A 13866-nucleotide genomic window follows, 5' to 3' on the forward strand; every position below is an offset into this window, starting at 1 on the left:
GCTCCTCCTCGTCGGTGGGATGTCCGTCCACGCTACGGCCCGGTCACGAGGCTCGTCGCGACGGTTGCGCTCAGGCGGATCGCCCGGTAACCGTCACGCCGCCGCCGGGAGCACGAACCACGCGCGCGTCCCGCCCTCCGGAGACGCGTCGAGGCCGATCGAGCCGTTATGCGCGTCGACGATGCGTTGGCAGGTCGCAAGCCCGATGCCGATTCCCGGCACGTCGGCACCGTGTCCACGCTGCATGGGCTCGAAGACGCGGTCGCGCATCTCGGGTTCGAGCGCCTCACCGTTGTCGTCCACGTTGATCCTCCACCCGTCGGGCAGTGTCTCGACCGTGACGCGGATCCGCGGAACCCGCTCGGCGGCGACCGTGAACTTCACCGCGTTCGCGATGAGATTCTGCAGCAGTACCCGCAGGAGGGTGTCGTCGGCGCGGACGAGGGTGGACGCGTCCACCGTCACCTCGGCCCCCGCGCTGACGAGGCTTCCGTCGAGGTCCTCCAGCACGGCGTCGACGGTGTCGGCCACGTCGACCTCGGTCACGCGAGGTCGCGTCCCACCCATTCGAGCGAAATCGAGCAGGTCGGTGACCATTGCGGTCATTCGTCCGGCGGCAGCCTCCGCGCGCGCGAGAGACTGCGCCGCCCGGGGCGCCTCCGCCATCTCGGGGCTGTCGGCGGCGAGTTCGATGAAGCCGGTCAGCGCCGTGAGCGGGTTGCGAAGGTCGTGGCTGACCTGGACCGCGAACTGCTCGAGCTGCGCGTTGGACTCCACCAGCTCACGCTGGATACGCCGCAGTTCGAGGACATCGATCACCTGGTGGGCGAGCAGGTCGAGGGCTCGGCTGCTGGCATCCGAAAGCTCTCCGACGACGTCGTCGAACACGCACAGCGTGCCGATCGCGACGCCCGCGGGCGTGATCAGCGGACTGGAGGCGTAGAACCGGACGCGGGCGATCTCGCCGGTGACGAAGGGATTCTGGGCGAAACGCCTGTCGAGCTGGGCGTCGGGGACGACCACGCGTCCCGGAGAGCTGATCACGGCCGCGCACATCGAGTCCTCGCGGGAGCAGACAGCCGCCTGGATGCCGACAGCCGCGATCTGGTGCTGCATCCGGTCGTCGATGATGTTGATCACCGCGGTGGGAACGCCGCACATCGTGGCCGCGAGTTCGACGAGCCCCTGCAGATCGGGCTCCGACGGCTCCCCGATGAGCCGGTACTGCGCGATCGCCTCGCGTCGCGTCACATCATGCGCTGTGGACACGTCGTCCCCTCTTTGTGGTACTCCCCTCCCCCGAGCCTAGTGCGGTTACACCCCCTGCGGCCGGGGTGGAAGGGGGTCGCATCCGCCCCGACTCGCGCGAAGAGTGACGACATGAGCACTCCGACCCCCTCCCCTCAGACGCCCACCGAACCCGGCACCCCGACAGCGCCCGAGCCCCTCGCCCCGAACCCCGCAGAGCCCACGGTGCCGCTCCCGCCCGAGACCGCCCCGGCTCCTTCCGGAGTCACGCGATGAGCGGCGGGAAGAGCGACGAGTCAGCCGGCGCTTTCGCCGAGGACGAGGCCGAAGCCGTCGGCACCGCGGAGATGGATGCCGACAACCCGGTCGAGGAAGACATGATCGAGGCCGTGGACCCCGGCGGCAGCCCCGACTGACCTCGCGGAACGAACACCCCGCGGAACGACGAGGGGGCGACGCCATCGCGGCGTCGCCCCCTCGTCGTTCGTTCAGGTCACGGGTTCCCGCGGGTCCAGAGCAGAAGGATCGCGACGACCTGCAGGACAAGGCACCCGACCAGGATCGCGGCACGGCGACGCGGGGTCGACGACCAGCGCTCGTCGGCCATCATCGGCGCCATCGGCATGAGCAGACGGAACGTGCTCTGCTGCGGAAGGAACACCGCGAGGATGTAGACCCCGTAACTGAACGCGTACGACACGACCATGAGTCCGAGACGGCGGACCGGACGCGACCACATCAGCGCGACGAAGGCGACGATCAGGGCGATCACCAGCACGATGCCGACGACGCCGAGGTGCGTGCCCGCCTGGCGGAACCACGGCGTGAACGGCGTGAACGCGTCGTTGCCGACGTAGTCGAGCCACCAGCCGAGCTCGGTGCGGATGTAGGCGTTGTGGGTCCCGGTCACGTACTGCGCGATGTGGTTCCACGACAGACCGGCGATCGCGATGGTTCCGCCGGTGACCATGAGAGACGCCCACTCGCGGACGGGGAACGGATCCACGCGGCGACGGAAGAACCGCACCAGGAAGACGATCCCGAGAGCGAGCCCGAGGGCGAGGACACCCGGCCGCGTGTAGGCGGTGATGAGGCCGATGGGGAGGATCCAGAGGTACTTGCGCTTGATAGCGAGCAGCATCGCTCCGAACATCAGCGCCATGAACAGGCCCTCGCTGTACCCGATGACGAAGAGGAACGACATCGGCGCGAAGGAGAAGAACACGACCGCCCACCAGGCCGGCTGGGGCTTGGTGACGGTGCGCAGCAGGAGGAAGAGCAGCCAGGTGGCGCCGAGGCTCGCGCCGAGGCTGAGGAGCACCGCGATGGGCTGCCACCCGAGGCCCGTGGCATCCGAGAGAACCCGGACGAGTCCGGGGAAGACGGGCAGGAACGCCCAGTTGTTGGGGAGGATGTCGCCCGACACGTTCATCGGGAGCGACATCGGGTACCCCTGCGCCGCGATCTGCCCGTAACGGTCGGCGTCCCAGCCGGTGAGGTAGTCGAAGAAGGTGCCGAGGCGCTCGCTGTCGGGACCGAAGCCCCAGCGGGCGGCCTTCGCGATCGAGTAGAAGCCCCAGAGGAATCCGAAGTTCACCGCGCGCGCGACGGCCCAGAGCAGCAGAACCCGGGTGAACGATCCGCGCTCCACGGGCACCGCGCCCTGCGGCGGACGCAGGACGTCTTCGCCGTACTGCCGCAGTGCACGGCCGATGCGCGACCCGCGCAGGCGGTCGAGGCGACGGTATCGGCTCGGGCGCTCGATGACGCGCGAGGGACGCGTCGGGGAGGCAAGCTCGCTCGGCGGTGCGCTCACTCGGAACCTTTCACAGAGGAAGATGTGGGCGAGTGACGACGGTGTCGGGCCCGGACAAGTGCAGTGAAGCCAGATCGTAGCGGATCAAACCGAACGTTCCATCCGGTTGACTTTCAGGAAAAGTCCCTGGTCAGTGGGTGTCGCTGACCAGCTTGAGGCCGACGACGCACCCGACGAGCCCCAGCACGAGCAGCACCTTGACCACCGAGAGCGCCTCAGCTCCCGTGGCCATGGCGAAGACGACCGTCAGGGCCGCACCGATTCCGACCCACACCGCGTACGCGGTGCCGGTGGGAATCTCGCGCATCGCGAAGGCGAGTCCGCCCATGGATGCCACGAGCGCGACGCCGAAGACCACGGTCGGCCAGAGCCTGGTGAAGCCCTCCGAGCGGCCGAGCGCGGTGGCCCAGACCGCCTCGAGGATTCCGGACACGATGAGGACGATCCACGACATGGCTGTACTCCCTGGCCAGTCTTGTCGCGCTCCGGGTACTGATCCCTCGTCCGGGGACGCGATCGAGCGTCCTCCTCCTACGGTAGGGAACGCGCCTGGGCAGAGCCCATGCGGGGCACCGGGGGTCGGCATCCGCTCGTCCGTGATGTGGGTTGCCGGAGCGGGGCGGGTCCTGCGCGGGGTGCGGGTGCGGGCGGGTCCTGCGCGGGGTGCGGGTGCGGGCGGGTCCTGTGCGGGCGGGCGCATAAACGCGATTCGCGCACGGAAACACGCTCTCCTCGCGTTTCTGTGTGTGAACGCCGTTTGTGCGCGAGGCGGCTGCTCCGCGGAGCCCCGACCGGGATACCGACAGCACCCGGAAGGCGCGTCAGAGCAGGAAGATGGATGCCGCCGACGGATTGTGCGCGTGCACGAGCACGCCGAAGACCACGGCGTCGAAGAGCAGGTGCACCGTCACGACGTACCAGAGCGAGTGGGTCTTCAGGAACAGGAAGCCCTGGACGATCGCGAAGGGCACGGTGAGCAGCGGTCCCCACGCCTGGTAGCCGAGCTCCCACAGGAACGAGACGAACACGATCGCCTGCAGGAGGTTCGCTGTGAGGTCGGGGAAGTGCCGGCGCAGCAGCACGAACACGGTGCAGATGAAGAAGAGCTCGTCCCAAATGCCGACCGCGCCGACCCCCACGAACAGGCGCGCGACGAGGTCGGGGGTGTCCACGACGGGCCAGTTCATGTAGACGCCCGAGGTGATGAAGTAGAACGGCAGGATCAGATACCCCAGCACGATCACCCCGGCGAGCCACGCCCACTGCCACCAGGTCCAGCGTCCGCCGCCGCGCCAGGGGAAGCGGATCGCATAGTCGCGGTAGACGAAGCGCGAGATGACGTAGGGAACGACGACCGCACCGCCGAGGGCGAGGGTGAACCGCACGAAGGCGGCGTTGTCGAGTTCGGCGTGCAGCGGGATCAGGCTGACGATGAACTGCCCGATCGCGACGAGCGACACGTCGCGGGCGATGCTGGGCTCTTCGCTCCGGGCGAGGGCGACCCCGTTGCGGCGGTCGACGAGGACCGCGGATGCCACGGCGAGAGCCAGCAGCAACCACCCGAGCCACACGATCTGGACGACGAACAGCACCGGGGCGGCGAGGCACACCAACAGCGCCGGGAGGAGCTTCGGCGTCCAGGTGGAACGCTCGCGCACCGGCACCGCGGTGTGCGCGGTCACGGGGAGACCCGTGTATAGGTCAGGTCGCGGATGTCGCGGCCGACCCGGAGACCCTTGCGCTCGAAGGCGGTGAGCACGCGGCCGTCGAAACGCTCGGCCCACTCCCCCGCGAACGCCCGCTCGAAGCCATCGGCCTCGTCGAGGACGTCGCGCATCTGGTCGGCGTAGTCCTGCCAGTCGGTCGCGAGGCGCAGGGTGCCACCGGGGCGGAGCGCCCGCGCGGCGACGCGGGCGAAGTCGGGGGCGACGAGGCGCCGCTTCATGTGCTTGTTCTTGTGCCACGGGTCGGGGAAGAAGACCCAGAGCTCGTCGACGGATGCCGCGGGCAGCATATGCTCCATCACCTCGGGGGCATTGGCCTCGACGAGGCGTAGATTCTTCACGCCCTCGCGGTCGGCGTCGAGCATGGTGCGCGCGAGGCCCGCCGTGAACACCTCGACCGCGAGGAAGTCGGTCTCGGGGTCGCTGGCTGCGGCCGAAACGATCTGGTGGCCTTGCCCCGAGCCGATCTCGACGACGAGGCGGGCCGAGCGCCCGTAGACCTGCGCGAGGTCGACAGTCGCACCGGCCTTGACGCTCGTCGCCGCCGCGGCGCGCTCCACGGGCAGCAGGTAGAACGGCGAGAGCTCGGCCCACGCGCGGTCCTGCGCCTCGGACATGCGGCCGCTTCGACGCACGAACGACACCGGCTTGTCGCGGAACACGGGCGCGGCATCCATGGCATCCAGGTTATCCGCCGCGTGAGGGGTCATTTTCTGTCGCTCGAGCGACGCGGAAGCGACAGATTCTGACCCCTCACGCGAGAGGGCACGCTTGCGGCCGCTCACGGGACGGTCACGAAATCGATGAGCTCCTCGACGCGGCCGAGCAGGGCCGGTTCGAGGTCGCGGAACGTGGTCACTCTCGACAGGATGTGCTGCCAGGCACGGGCGAGGTCGGCCTGCTCTTCCGCGGGCCAGCCGAGGGCGCGGCACACGCCGACCTTCCACTCGATCGAGCGGGGGACCTCGGGCCAGGCGGCGATCCCCAGGGCACGGGGCGTGACGCACTGCCAGACGTCGACGAAGGGGTGACCGACGATGCGCACGTGTGCCCCGTGCCGCCCCCGGGCGATCTTCTCGGCGATGCGCGACTCCTTGGAGCCCGCGACGAGGTGATCGACGAGCACGCCGTAGCGTCGCTCGGCGGTCGGGGGCTCGGCATCCAGGGTCTGTTCGAGCAGGTCGACGCCCTCGAGGAACTCGACGACGACGCCCTCGGCGCGCAGGTCGGCGCCCCAGACCTTCTCTACGAGCTCGGCGTCGTGCTTGCCCTCGACGAAGATGCGGCTCGCGCGCGCCGTGCGGGCGCGCTGGTCATCGACGGCGAAGGAACCGGATGCCGTGCGCGTACGGCCCTTCGCGGCGGCGGCCGGGGCGGTCAGCACGACCGGCTTGCCGTCGACGAGGAAGCCTCCGCCGAGGGGGAAGAGTCGGCGCTTGCCGAAGCGGTCCTCGAGTTCGACGTTCATGCCCTCGACGCGGGTCACGGCACCCACGAAGTCCGTACCGGCGACCTCGACCACCAGATCGACGGATGCCGCCACCTGGGCGGGCTTTACTCGTCCGGCGTCGCGCCAGCCGCGGGCGAGCACATCGGTGCCGTAGCGGTCGTCCATTCCTACCTCCGAGCGTCCGAGCCTATGCGGCACTCCTGTGCGCTGAGAGCGGACGCGCCGCTCCTACCCCCGTGTCCGAGGTCGTTTATAGAGTGGTCGGGTCCGCAGCCGAAGGGGGAGGGATGCGAAAGCCCGGTGCCGCGAAAGCGACGGTGGCTCTGCTCGTGCTGGTCGCGGGGGTGCTCGGGTGGCCGCTGTCGGCCGCCGCCGTCCCGCCGCCCACGCTGGGCTCGAGCTACGTCCTCGATCAGGCCGACGTACTGACCAACGCCCAAGAGGCCGAGGTGCAGTCCCGGTTGCTGCGGCTCACGAACGAGACCGGCTTCGACATGTGGGTCGCGTACGTCGACGAGTTCACGCAGCCCGAGGCGGCGGCGGACTGGGCCAACGAGACGGCGAACCGCAACAACCTCGGTCCGCACCAGTACCTGCTCGCCGTCTCGGTCGGCGGCCGCGCCTACTACCTGTCGGGCGACGTCGACGACGGTGCCCTCACGTCGACGCAGCTGGCCGACATCGAGCAGGACCTCGTCCAGCCCGCCCTTTCGAACGGTGACTGGGCCGGGGCGGCGATGAAGGCCGCGGACGGGCTCACGGCCGCCGAGCGCGCCGCTCCCGCTCCCGCCCCGCCGACGCCCGCCGGGAGCGGGCCCGACATCGGCCTCATCGCGCTCCTCGTCGTGCTCGTGCTGGCGATCGGCGGCGGCCTGCTGTGGTTCGGGCTGCGCCGTCGGCGCGCGGCATCCGGGGGCTCGTCGACGCGCGAGGAAGACATCGACGATCTCGTGAAGCGGGCGGGGTCGGCGCTCGTCGCCACCGATGACGCGATCAAGAACAGCGAGCAAGAACTCGGGTTCGCCCGCGCGCAGTTCGGCGACGAGGCCGCGGCCCCGTTCGTCGAGGTCCTCGCGCAAGCGAAGGCCGACCTCGACCGTGCTTTCACGATCTCGCAGCAGCTCGACGACGAGACGCCCGAAAGTCCCGAACAGCGCCGCGCGGGGTACACCGAGATCCTCCGCCTATGCGGGTCGGCCGATGAGGCCCTGGATGCCAAGGCGGCGGCGTTCGAAGAGCTTCGCGCTCTCGAGGCCGAGGCCCCGGAGGCCCTGGCGCGCGTGCAGGAGCAGCACGCCGCGGCCGCGGCCGCGCTCCCCGGCGCCGAGGCCGAGCTCGCGCGACTACGCCAGCGATACGCCGACACCGCTCTCGCCCCCGTCGCCGACAACCCGGCGCAGGCGCGGGCGCGGCTCGACCTCGCCGCGCAACAGATCGCGGCGGCCTCGACCGCTCTCGCAGCGGGTGACACGGGCGAGGCAGCCGCCGCCCTGCGCGCGAGCCAGGTGGCCGTCAGCCAAGCCGACACGCTCGAGAAGGCCGTCTCGACGCTGGCCGCCGATCTGGCGACCGCGGAGAAGCGCTGCGCCGACCTCGCGGCCGAGATCGACGGCGACATCGCCGCCGCGGGCGCCCTCCCCGACCCTGACGGCCGGATCGCGGGGGCCGTGGCTGCCGCGACGGCGCAACGCAACGCGGCACGCGCCTCGCTCGGCGGGGAGCGCTCGGACCCTCTCGGAGCACTCGGCACGCTCGAGAAGGCCAACGCGACCATCGATGCGGTCCTCGCCGAAGCGCGGGACGCGGCGGAGCGCCAGCGGCGCGCCGCATCTCAGCTCGACAGCACCCTCGTGCAGGCGCGTGCGCAGGTGTCGTCGACCGAGAGCTTCATCGCCGCGCGGCGAGGAGCCGTCGGGCCCACGGCCCGGACGCGTCTGGCCGAAGCCGGCGCCGCCCTCGTGCAGGCCGAGCAGTTGCGCGCGAGCGATCCGGTGACGGCGCTGTCGCTCGCGCAGCGCGCGGTCCAGCTCTCCGGCGAGGCCGGATCCCTCGCCCAGAACGACGTGGGCGGGTTCGGCGGCGGCTCCGGTGGCGGACCTGATGTGCTCGGCGCGATCCTGGGTGGGATCGCGGTGAACTCGCTGCTCGGCGGGGGCGGTTCGCGCTCGCGCGGCGGCTTCGGCGGCGGTTTCGGCGGAAGCGTTCGCTCCGGCGGCTCCCGATCGCGCTCCGGCGGTGGCGGCATGCGTTCGGGCGGCTCGCGGAGCAGCGGCGGCGGCCGGTCGCGTCGCGGAGGCGGGCGCTTCTGAGCCACCGCCGCAAGCCGATCCCGGCCGTCACAGAAAATTCGTAGCATTCGACACCAGACTCGACATCGTCGCCCTAGGAAGGAACCCCCGCATGGCCAAGCAGTCCATCTTCGGTCGCATGACCACCCTCGTCCGCGCGAACATCAACGCGCTCCTCGACCAAGCCGAGGACCCGCAGAAGATGCTGGATCAGCTCGTCCGCGACTACTCCAACTCGATCGCCGACGCCGAATCGGCGATCGCCGAGACCATCGGCAACCTGCGCCTCCTCGAGCGCGACCACCAGGAAGACCGCCAGGCCGCCGCGGAGTGGGGCAACAAGGCCCTCGCCGCGAGCCGCAAGGGCGACGAGCTCCGCGCGTCGGGCAACATCGCCGAGGCCGACAAGTTCGACAACCTCGCCAAGATCGCCCTCCAGCGTCAGATCACCGCCGAGGGCGAGGCCAAGGCCGCCGAGCCGACCATCGCCGCGCAGACCGAGGTCGTCGACAAGCTCAAAGACGGTCTCAACGGCATGAAGACCAAGCTCGAGCAGCTGAAGGCCAAGCGCAACGAGCTCACGGCACGGGCGAAGGTCGCCGAGGCGCAGAACAAGGTGCACGACGCGGTCCGCTCGATCGACGTCCTCGACCCGACGAGCGAGCTCGGCCGCTTCGAAGACAAGATCCGCCGTCAGGAGGCCCTGGCCGCCGGAAAGCAGGAGCTGGCCGCTTCGAGCATCGACGCGCAGTTCAACGCCCTGGAGGACGTGGGCGAGCTCACCGAGGTCGAGGCGCGCCTCGCCGCCCTCAAGGTCGGCGGACCGCAGCGGGCCGCGATCGACGCCCCGAGCCCCGACCAGGTCTGATCCGTTCCGAGAGTGCATCGCCCGGCCCGCCGGGCGGTGCACTCTCGGTCTCTTCCGGAGGTACCCATGGCGCGTTTCATCGTCGCTCCCCAGTGGCAGGGATCTTCCTCGTCTCGGGCGATGCAGCTCATCGACGGGGCCGAGGCGATCGCGGGCGACCTGCCGCGCGCCTCCACCACGGTGCTCGACGCCGTACCCGAGGCCGGCGACGCGCAGGGCACCGGCATCCACCGGCTCAGCGCGCTGATGCGGATGCGCGAGCGGATCGAAGACGCCGTCCGCGCGAGTGCCGATCCCGCGATCGTCGTCGGCGGCGACTGCGGCGTGGCCCTCGGCGCGGTCTCCCCCGTCGCGGGCGACGACCTCGCCGTCGTGTGGATCGACGCCCACGCCGACCTGAACACCCCCGTCTCCTCCCCCAGCGGGGCGTTCCACGGGATGGTTCTGCGCGCGATCACCGGCGACGGTGAAGATCTCCACCGCCTCGAGCCCGGAATCTCGCCGTCCCGGATCGTTCTCGCAGGAACGCGGGCCCTGGATGCCGAGGAACAGCGCTTCATCGACGAGCACGGCATCCGCGTGATCGCGCCGGACGCTCTCGCCGACCCCGAGGTGCTGGCCGAGGCGGTGCAGGCGACCGGAGCCTCCCGTGTGTACGTGCACGTCGACCTCGACGTGCTCGACCCGGCGGAGATGACCGGCGTCGCCCTGCCCGAGCCCTTCGGCGCGCGCACGACCGACGTCGTGGCATCCCTTCGTCTTCTGCGAGAGCGGGTGCCTCTCGCGGGGGCCACGCTCACCGAGTTCTCGCCGTCGTCGCCCGCGGCCGCCGTCGACGACCTGGGGACGATCCTCCGGCTCATCGGGGCCTTGGCGTGAGCCCGATCCCGAGACCGCCCACCGGATGGCGTGAGCGTGCCGACCGGGCTGTCGCGCGCGGGCGCTTCTGGGACCGCTTCATTCCCGGCTTCCTGCTCGACTCCCCCGTCAGCCGCGTCGGGTACTGGTACGGCTGCACCGTCGGATGGGTGTGGGGATCCCTCTGGAGCACCGGTCGCGTCGAGAAGCGACACGGCCTGTGGGTTTTCCGCGGGCTCCCCTCGTGGGCGTATCCCCGCGGCGGCGTCTGCGTCGGCGGGTGCTTCCTCACCGGCGACGCCCGCCCGACCGACACCGTGCTCGGCCACGAGGCCGTGCACAAACGCCAGTGGCAGCGCTACGGCTTCCTCATGCCGGTCCTTTACGCCCTCGCCGGCCGCGACCCCTTGCGCAACCGCTTCGAGATCGAGGCGGGGCTGGCCGAGGGCAACTACGTGCCGCGGGGCAGCTGAGCGGCGCGGTCTCGCGGCGGCGCGGTGTCGGTGCCGCCTCGTTCCCCGCCGCCCCGGCGCTCCGCGCGCCGGCGCACGGCACCGCCGCCGAACGCGCATAAACGCCATCCGCTCACAGAAACACGAGCACAGCGCGTTTATGCGCGCGGATCGCGTTTATGCCGTACCGAAAGCGCGCACGCGCCGGCGCTCCGGGGCCCAGCGCTCCGCGGGCCCGCGCACGCCGTGCGACGCGACGCCGTGCACACGCATAAACGCCATCCACTCACAGAAACACGAGCACAGCGCGTTTATGCGCGCGGATCGCGTTTATGCAGCGCCGAAACGCGCGCGGCACGCCAATCACGCGCGAGCGAGCCGATCCTCGGCCGCGCTCAGCGCGCGGTCGCGAGGCCGAAGCGCTCGGGCGTGTGGATCGACTGCGCATCGACGCCGTGGCGGGCGACGAGCTCGTCCACGATCTCGGCCGTGCCGAGATATCCGCCCAGCAGGAAGATGCGGGTGTCGTCGTCGTCGCAGCACAGCATCTCGCCGGCCCAGCCCGAGACGGCGCGCACGAGAGCCTCGCCCGCGGCACAGCAGCGTCCCGTTCCGGGCGCACCACCGCGGCGCGAGCGATCGAGCCAGGTCAGGGTCATGCGCGCGGGAGCCGCGATCCGGCCGATCCACGACGCATCGGGGACCTCGATGAACACGCGCCCCGTCGAGCAGATCGGCAGCGTCGCCAGCAGGGCCTCGAGCTCGGCGAGAGAGGTCTCGTCGGCGGTCACGAGGTGCTGCACACGGGTGTGCCGCGACGCACGGCAGGCGGCGTCGTTGTGCTCGGAAGAAAGGGACATGATGCCCCCACTATACCCGCGAAGAAGGGTTGCCTAACCTGAGTTCCTGCTTTGTATCGCGACGTCGAGCAATCGCTCAGTCGATCAGCACGTCGTGCAGGCGGCGCACCTCGTCGTCGCTCATCCCGTGGGCCCGGAGGTATCCGGCGGGTGAGCCGTACGCGCGATCGAGACGGTCCAGCAGAGCACGCATCGCGGGGGCCGGTGACCGGGTCGCCAGGGCCTCGGCGTTGACGTTCTCGGGATGAAACGCTCGGATCGCCCGCAACACGGCCGCGTTGCGCTCGGGCGGCAGGAGGGCCTCGGTACGCGCGTAATCGGCGACCACGGCCTCGCGGTCGACACCCGCCGCCGCGAGCGCGATCGCGACCGTCACCCCGGTGCGATCCTTGCCCACCGTGCAGTGCACGAGTACGGGCTGGGCCTTCAGGATGCCGCGCACCGCCGACACGATCCGATCGGCGGACTCCTCGACGAGCTCCGCGTAGAGCTCGTCGAGCGTCACGTCACGGGCGAAGAACGAGTCGACGGAGCCGAGGAACAGCGGCTCGTGCTGCACCTCCACGGGCAGGTCGTCGAAGCGGCTCGGCGCGTGGGCGAGCTCGGTCCCATCGCGCAGGTCGATGACGCGGCGGATGCCCAGCGCGCGCAGCGTGTCGATGCCGTCGTCGTCGACCGCGACGAGATTGCCGGAGCGGAAGAGGACCCCGCCTCGCGTCCGGCCGTCACCCGCGGGCAGCCCGCCGACGTCGCGGAAGTTCGCCGCCCCCGAGACCAGCGACGTCACGCGGTCTCCCCGTGGTCGTGAGCCGCGCGCGGCGGGACGGGGTATCGTCCCGCGATCGCCACGCGGTTGAACGCGTTGATCGCGACGAGGATCCACGAGAGCGCCACGTACTCGGCTTCGCTCAGGATGCCGCCAGCCTGGTCGTAGACGTCGTCGGGGATGCCGTCCTCGTGGATGAAGGTGAACGACTCGGTGAGTTCGAGAGCCGCCCGCTCCCGCTCGTCGAACACGCCCGACTCCCGCCAGGTGGCGATCTGCGCGATCACGTCGGCGTCGAGGCCGGCCTTGACCGCCGCGTCGACGTGCGCACGCACGCAGTACGCGCAGCCGTTGAGCTGGGAGGCGTGGATCTGCACGATCTCGCGCAAGCGCGCGTCGATACCGGCATCGGCGGCGAGCCGCCCAACGGTGCTCGAGAACGATCGCAGCGCGGCGTACGCCTCGGGGGCCTTCTTCGACAGATGAACGCGCTTCTCCTCACCCATGGCCACAGCCTACGGCGAGCGCGCGACGCGGGCGCCGAAAGGGACGGCGCAGTGGCGGCCCGCGGGCGCGGGTGGGAGGGTGGATGCCATGCCCGAGGTCGACGAGTTCTCGTTCCTTCCCGCCCAGGCCGCCGAGGCCGGCCGCCCGACACCGACCGTCGAGCGCGTGCAGCTGACGCTCGACGACGGGCGCGTCCTGAGCGGTCTGCGGTGGGGCGACGCTCCCCCCGCGGTGACGCTCCTCCACGGCGCGGGCCTGAACGCCCACACGTGGGACACGACGCTGCTGCACCTCGGGCTCCCCGCGCTCGCCCTCGACCTCCCCGGGCACGGCGACTCGTCGTGGCGCGAAGACGCCGCCTACGTCGCGCGCATCCTCGCCCCCGACGTGGTGACGGCGATCGAGACATGGGCGGAGGGACCGCAGACGCTGATCGGCCACTCGCTCGGCGGTCTCACGGGCGCCGCTGTCGCGGCATCCCGTCCCGACCTCATCGAACGACTCCTCGTCGTCGACATCACGCCGGGCATCGACCCGAGCGGCGGTCCCGCGCAGCTGCGGGCGTTCTTCGCCGGCCCCACCGACTGGGCGTCGCGCGACGAGCTGGTGGAGCGCGCGCTGTCGTTCGGTCTGGGCGGTTCGCGCGCCGCCGCGGAACGCGGGGTGTTCCACAGCTCGCGCGTGCGCCCCGACGGGCGGGTCGAGTGGAAGCACCACTTCGCCCACCTCGCCGCCGCCGCGGTGAACGCCGGGGCGGATCCCTCGACCCCGGATGCCGTGCGCGCGGTGCTCGCGACGACGGGCTGGGACGACGTGGCCCAGGTCACTTCCCCGATCACCCTCGCCCGCGGCGAGCGCGGGTTCGTGACCGCCGACGACGCCGACGAGCTCGTGCGGCGCGTGCCGACCGCCGACGTCCGTGTCCTCTCGACCGGACACAACGCCCAGGAGGAAGACCCCGCCGGTCTCGCCGCCCTGATCCGCGAGGTCGCGTCCGCGCACTGACGCCCTGCGCGCGGCGTCATCCTG

The 13866-nt window shown here is 71.0% G+C and carries 16 protein-coding genes and 1 riboswitch; of the genes, 7 read left to right on the forward strand and 9 right to left on the reverse strand.

Features of this window, described 5'->3' with window-relative positions; translation table 11 throughout:
• Window positions 1-93: 93 nt before the first annotated feature.
• Window positions 94-1269 (reverse strand): GAF domain-containing sensor histidine kinase, encoded by a 1176-nt coding sequence (locus AB0O24_RS05640; protein ID WP_363373210.1) that lies wholly within the window; start codon window positions 1267-1269, stop codon window positions 94-96.
• Window positions 1270-1380: 111 nt separating this feature from the next.
• On the opposite strand from AB0O24_RS05640, the gene AB0O24_RS05645 reads away from it, so the two are divergent.
• Together AB0O24_RS05645 and AB0O24_RS05650 are read left to right on the forward strand one after the other, a co-directional pair.
• Window positions 1381-1524 (forward strand): hypothetical protein, encoded by a 144-nt coding sequence (locus AB0O24_RS05645; protein ID WP_275801482.1) that lies wholly within the window; start codon window positions 1381-1383, stop codon window positions 1522-1524.
• Window positions 1521-1664 carry a hypothetical protein gene (locus AB0O24_RS05650; RefSeq protein ID WP_275801483.1) on the forward strand — a complete coding sequence of 48 codons (144 nt, stop codon included), beginning with the start codon at window positions 1521-1523 and terminating at the stop codon, window positions 1662-1664. Before AB0O24_RS05645 ends, AB0O24_RS05650 begins: the two co-directional genes overlap by 4 nt.
• A 77-nt stretch (window positions 1665-1741) precedes the next feature.
• On the opposite strand, the gene AB0O24_RS05655 is transcribed toward AB0O24_RS05650, so the two are convergent.
• From AB0O24_RS05655 to AB0O24_RS05675, 5 genes are all read right to left on the reverse strand, one after another.
• Entirely contained in the window at window positions 1742-3064 is a 1323-nt protein-coding gene (locus tag AB0O24_RS05655) for a hypothetical protein (protein ID WP_307382123.1), read from the reverse strand.
• A gap of 130 nt (window positions 3065-3194) precedes the next feature.
• Window positions 3195-3518: an SMR family transporter gene (locus AB0O24_RS05660; protein ID WP_307382124.1), complete on the reverse strand. Its 324-nt coding sequence runs from the start codon at window positions 3516-3518 to the stop codon at window positions 3195-3197.
• Window positions 3519-3528: 10 nt separating this feature from the next.
• A riboswitch (guanidine-III (ykkC-III) riboswitch) is annotated at window positions 3529-3593 on the reverse strand.
• A gap of 292 nt (window positions 3594-3885) precedes the next feature.
• Window positions 3886-4746 (reverse strand): CPBP family intramembrane glutamic endopeptidase, encoded by an 861-nt coding sequence (locus AB0O24_RS05665; protein WP_363373214.1) that lies wholly within the window; start codon window positions 4744-4746, stop codon window positions 3886-3888.
• The gene (trmB, locus tag AB0O24_RS05670; RefSeq protein ID WP_363373217.1) at window positions 4743-5498 is read right to left on the reverse strand and encodes a tRNA (guanosine(46)-N7)-methyltransferase TrmB; all 756 of its coding nucleotides are present in this window, start codon (window positions 5496-5498) and stop codon (window positions 4743-4745) included. Before trmB ends, AB0O24_RS05665 begins: the two co-directional genes overlap by 4 nt.
• A gap of 71 nt (window positions 5499-5569) precedes the next feature.
• Window positions 5570-6403: a DUF3097 domain-containing protein gene (locus tag AB0O24_RS05675; RefSeq protein WP_058629617.1), complete on the reverse strand. Its 834-nt coding sequence runs from the start codon at window positions 6401-6403 to the stop codon at window positions 5570-5572.
• Window positions 6404-6525: 122 nt separating this feature from the next.
• On the opposite strand from AB0O24_RS05675, the gene AB0O24_RS05680 reads away from it, so the two are divergent.
• The 4 genes from AB0O24_RS05680 (at window position 6526) to AB0O24_RS05695 (ending at window position 10725) form a co-directional block, all read left to right on the forward strand.
• On the forward strand, window positions 6526-8547 hold the full coding sequence (locus tag AB0O24_RS05680) for a TPM domain-containing protein (protein ID WP_363373221.1): 2022 nt from the start codon (window positions 6526-6528) through the stop codon (window positions 8545-8547).
• Between the two features lie 91 nt (window positions 8548-8638).
• Entirely contained in the window at window positions 8639-9394 is a 756-nt protein-coding gene (locus AB0O24_RS05685; RefSeq protein ID WP_307382136.1) for a PspA/IM30 family protein, read from the forward strand.
• Between the two features lie 66 nt (window positions 9395-9460).
• A complete protein-coding gene (locus AB0O24_RS05690) occupies window positions 9461-10273 on the forward strand; it encodes an arginase family protein (RefSeq protein WP_363373225.1) in 813 nt (270 codons plus the stop codon).
• Window positions 10270-10725, forward strand: a complete 456-nt coding sequence (locus AB0O24_RS05695; protein ID WP_363373228.1) for a Fe-S oxidoreductase — start codon at window positions 10270-10272, stop codon at window positions 10723-10725. The genes AB0O24_RS05690 and AB0O24_RS05695 overlap by 4 nt, the downstream gene beginning before the upstream one ends.
• Window positions 10726-11099: 374 nt before the next feature.
• On the opposite strand, the gene AB0O24_RS05700 is transcribed toward AB0O24_RS05695, so the two are convergent.
• From AB0O24_RS05700 to AB0O24_RS05710, 3 genes are all read right to left on the reverse strand, one after another.
• Window positions 11100-11564, reverse strand: coding sequence for an SIP domain-containing protein (locus AB0O24_RS05700; protein ID WP_363373231.1), 465 nt, complete (start codon window positions 11562-11564; stop codon window positions 11100-11102).
• A 76-nt stretch (window positions 11565-11640) separates the two neighbouring features.
• A complete protein-coding gene (locus AB0O24_RS05705) occupies window positions 11641-12351 on the reverse strand; it encodes a tyrosine-protein phosphatase (protein ID WP_363373233.1) in 711 nt (236 codons plus the stop codon).
• Window positions 12348-12836: a carboxymuconolactone decarboxylase family protein gene (locus tag AB0O24_RS05710; RefSeq protein ID WP_363373235.1), complete on the reverse strand. Its 489-nt coding sequence runs from the start codon at window positions 12834-12836 to the stop codon at window positions 12348-12350. Before AB0O24_RS05710 ends, AB0O24_RS05705 begins: the two co-directional genes overlap by 4 nt.
• Before the next feature lie 88 nt (window positions 12837-12924).
• Here AB0O24_RS05710 and AB0O24_RS05715 point away from each other — a divergent pair, with 88 nt between their 5' ends.
• Window positions 12925-13842, forward strand: a complete 918-nt coding sequence (locus AB0O24_RS05715; RefSeq protein WP_363373238.1) for an alpha/beta hydrolase — start codon at window positions 12925-12927, stop codon at window positions 13840-13842.
• The last annotated feature ends 24 nt before the right edge of the window (window positions 13843-13866 follow it).

It is taken from the genome of Microbacterium sp. NPDC086615 (assembly GCF_040686055.1).
Taxonomy (GTDB): domain Bacteria; phylum Actinomycetota; class Actinomycetes; order Actinomycetales; family Microbacteriaceae; genus Microbacterium.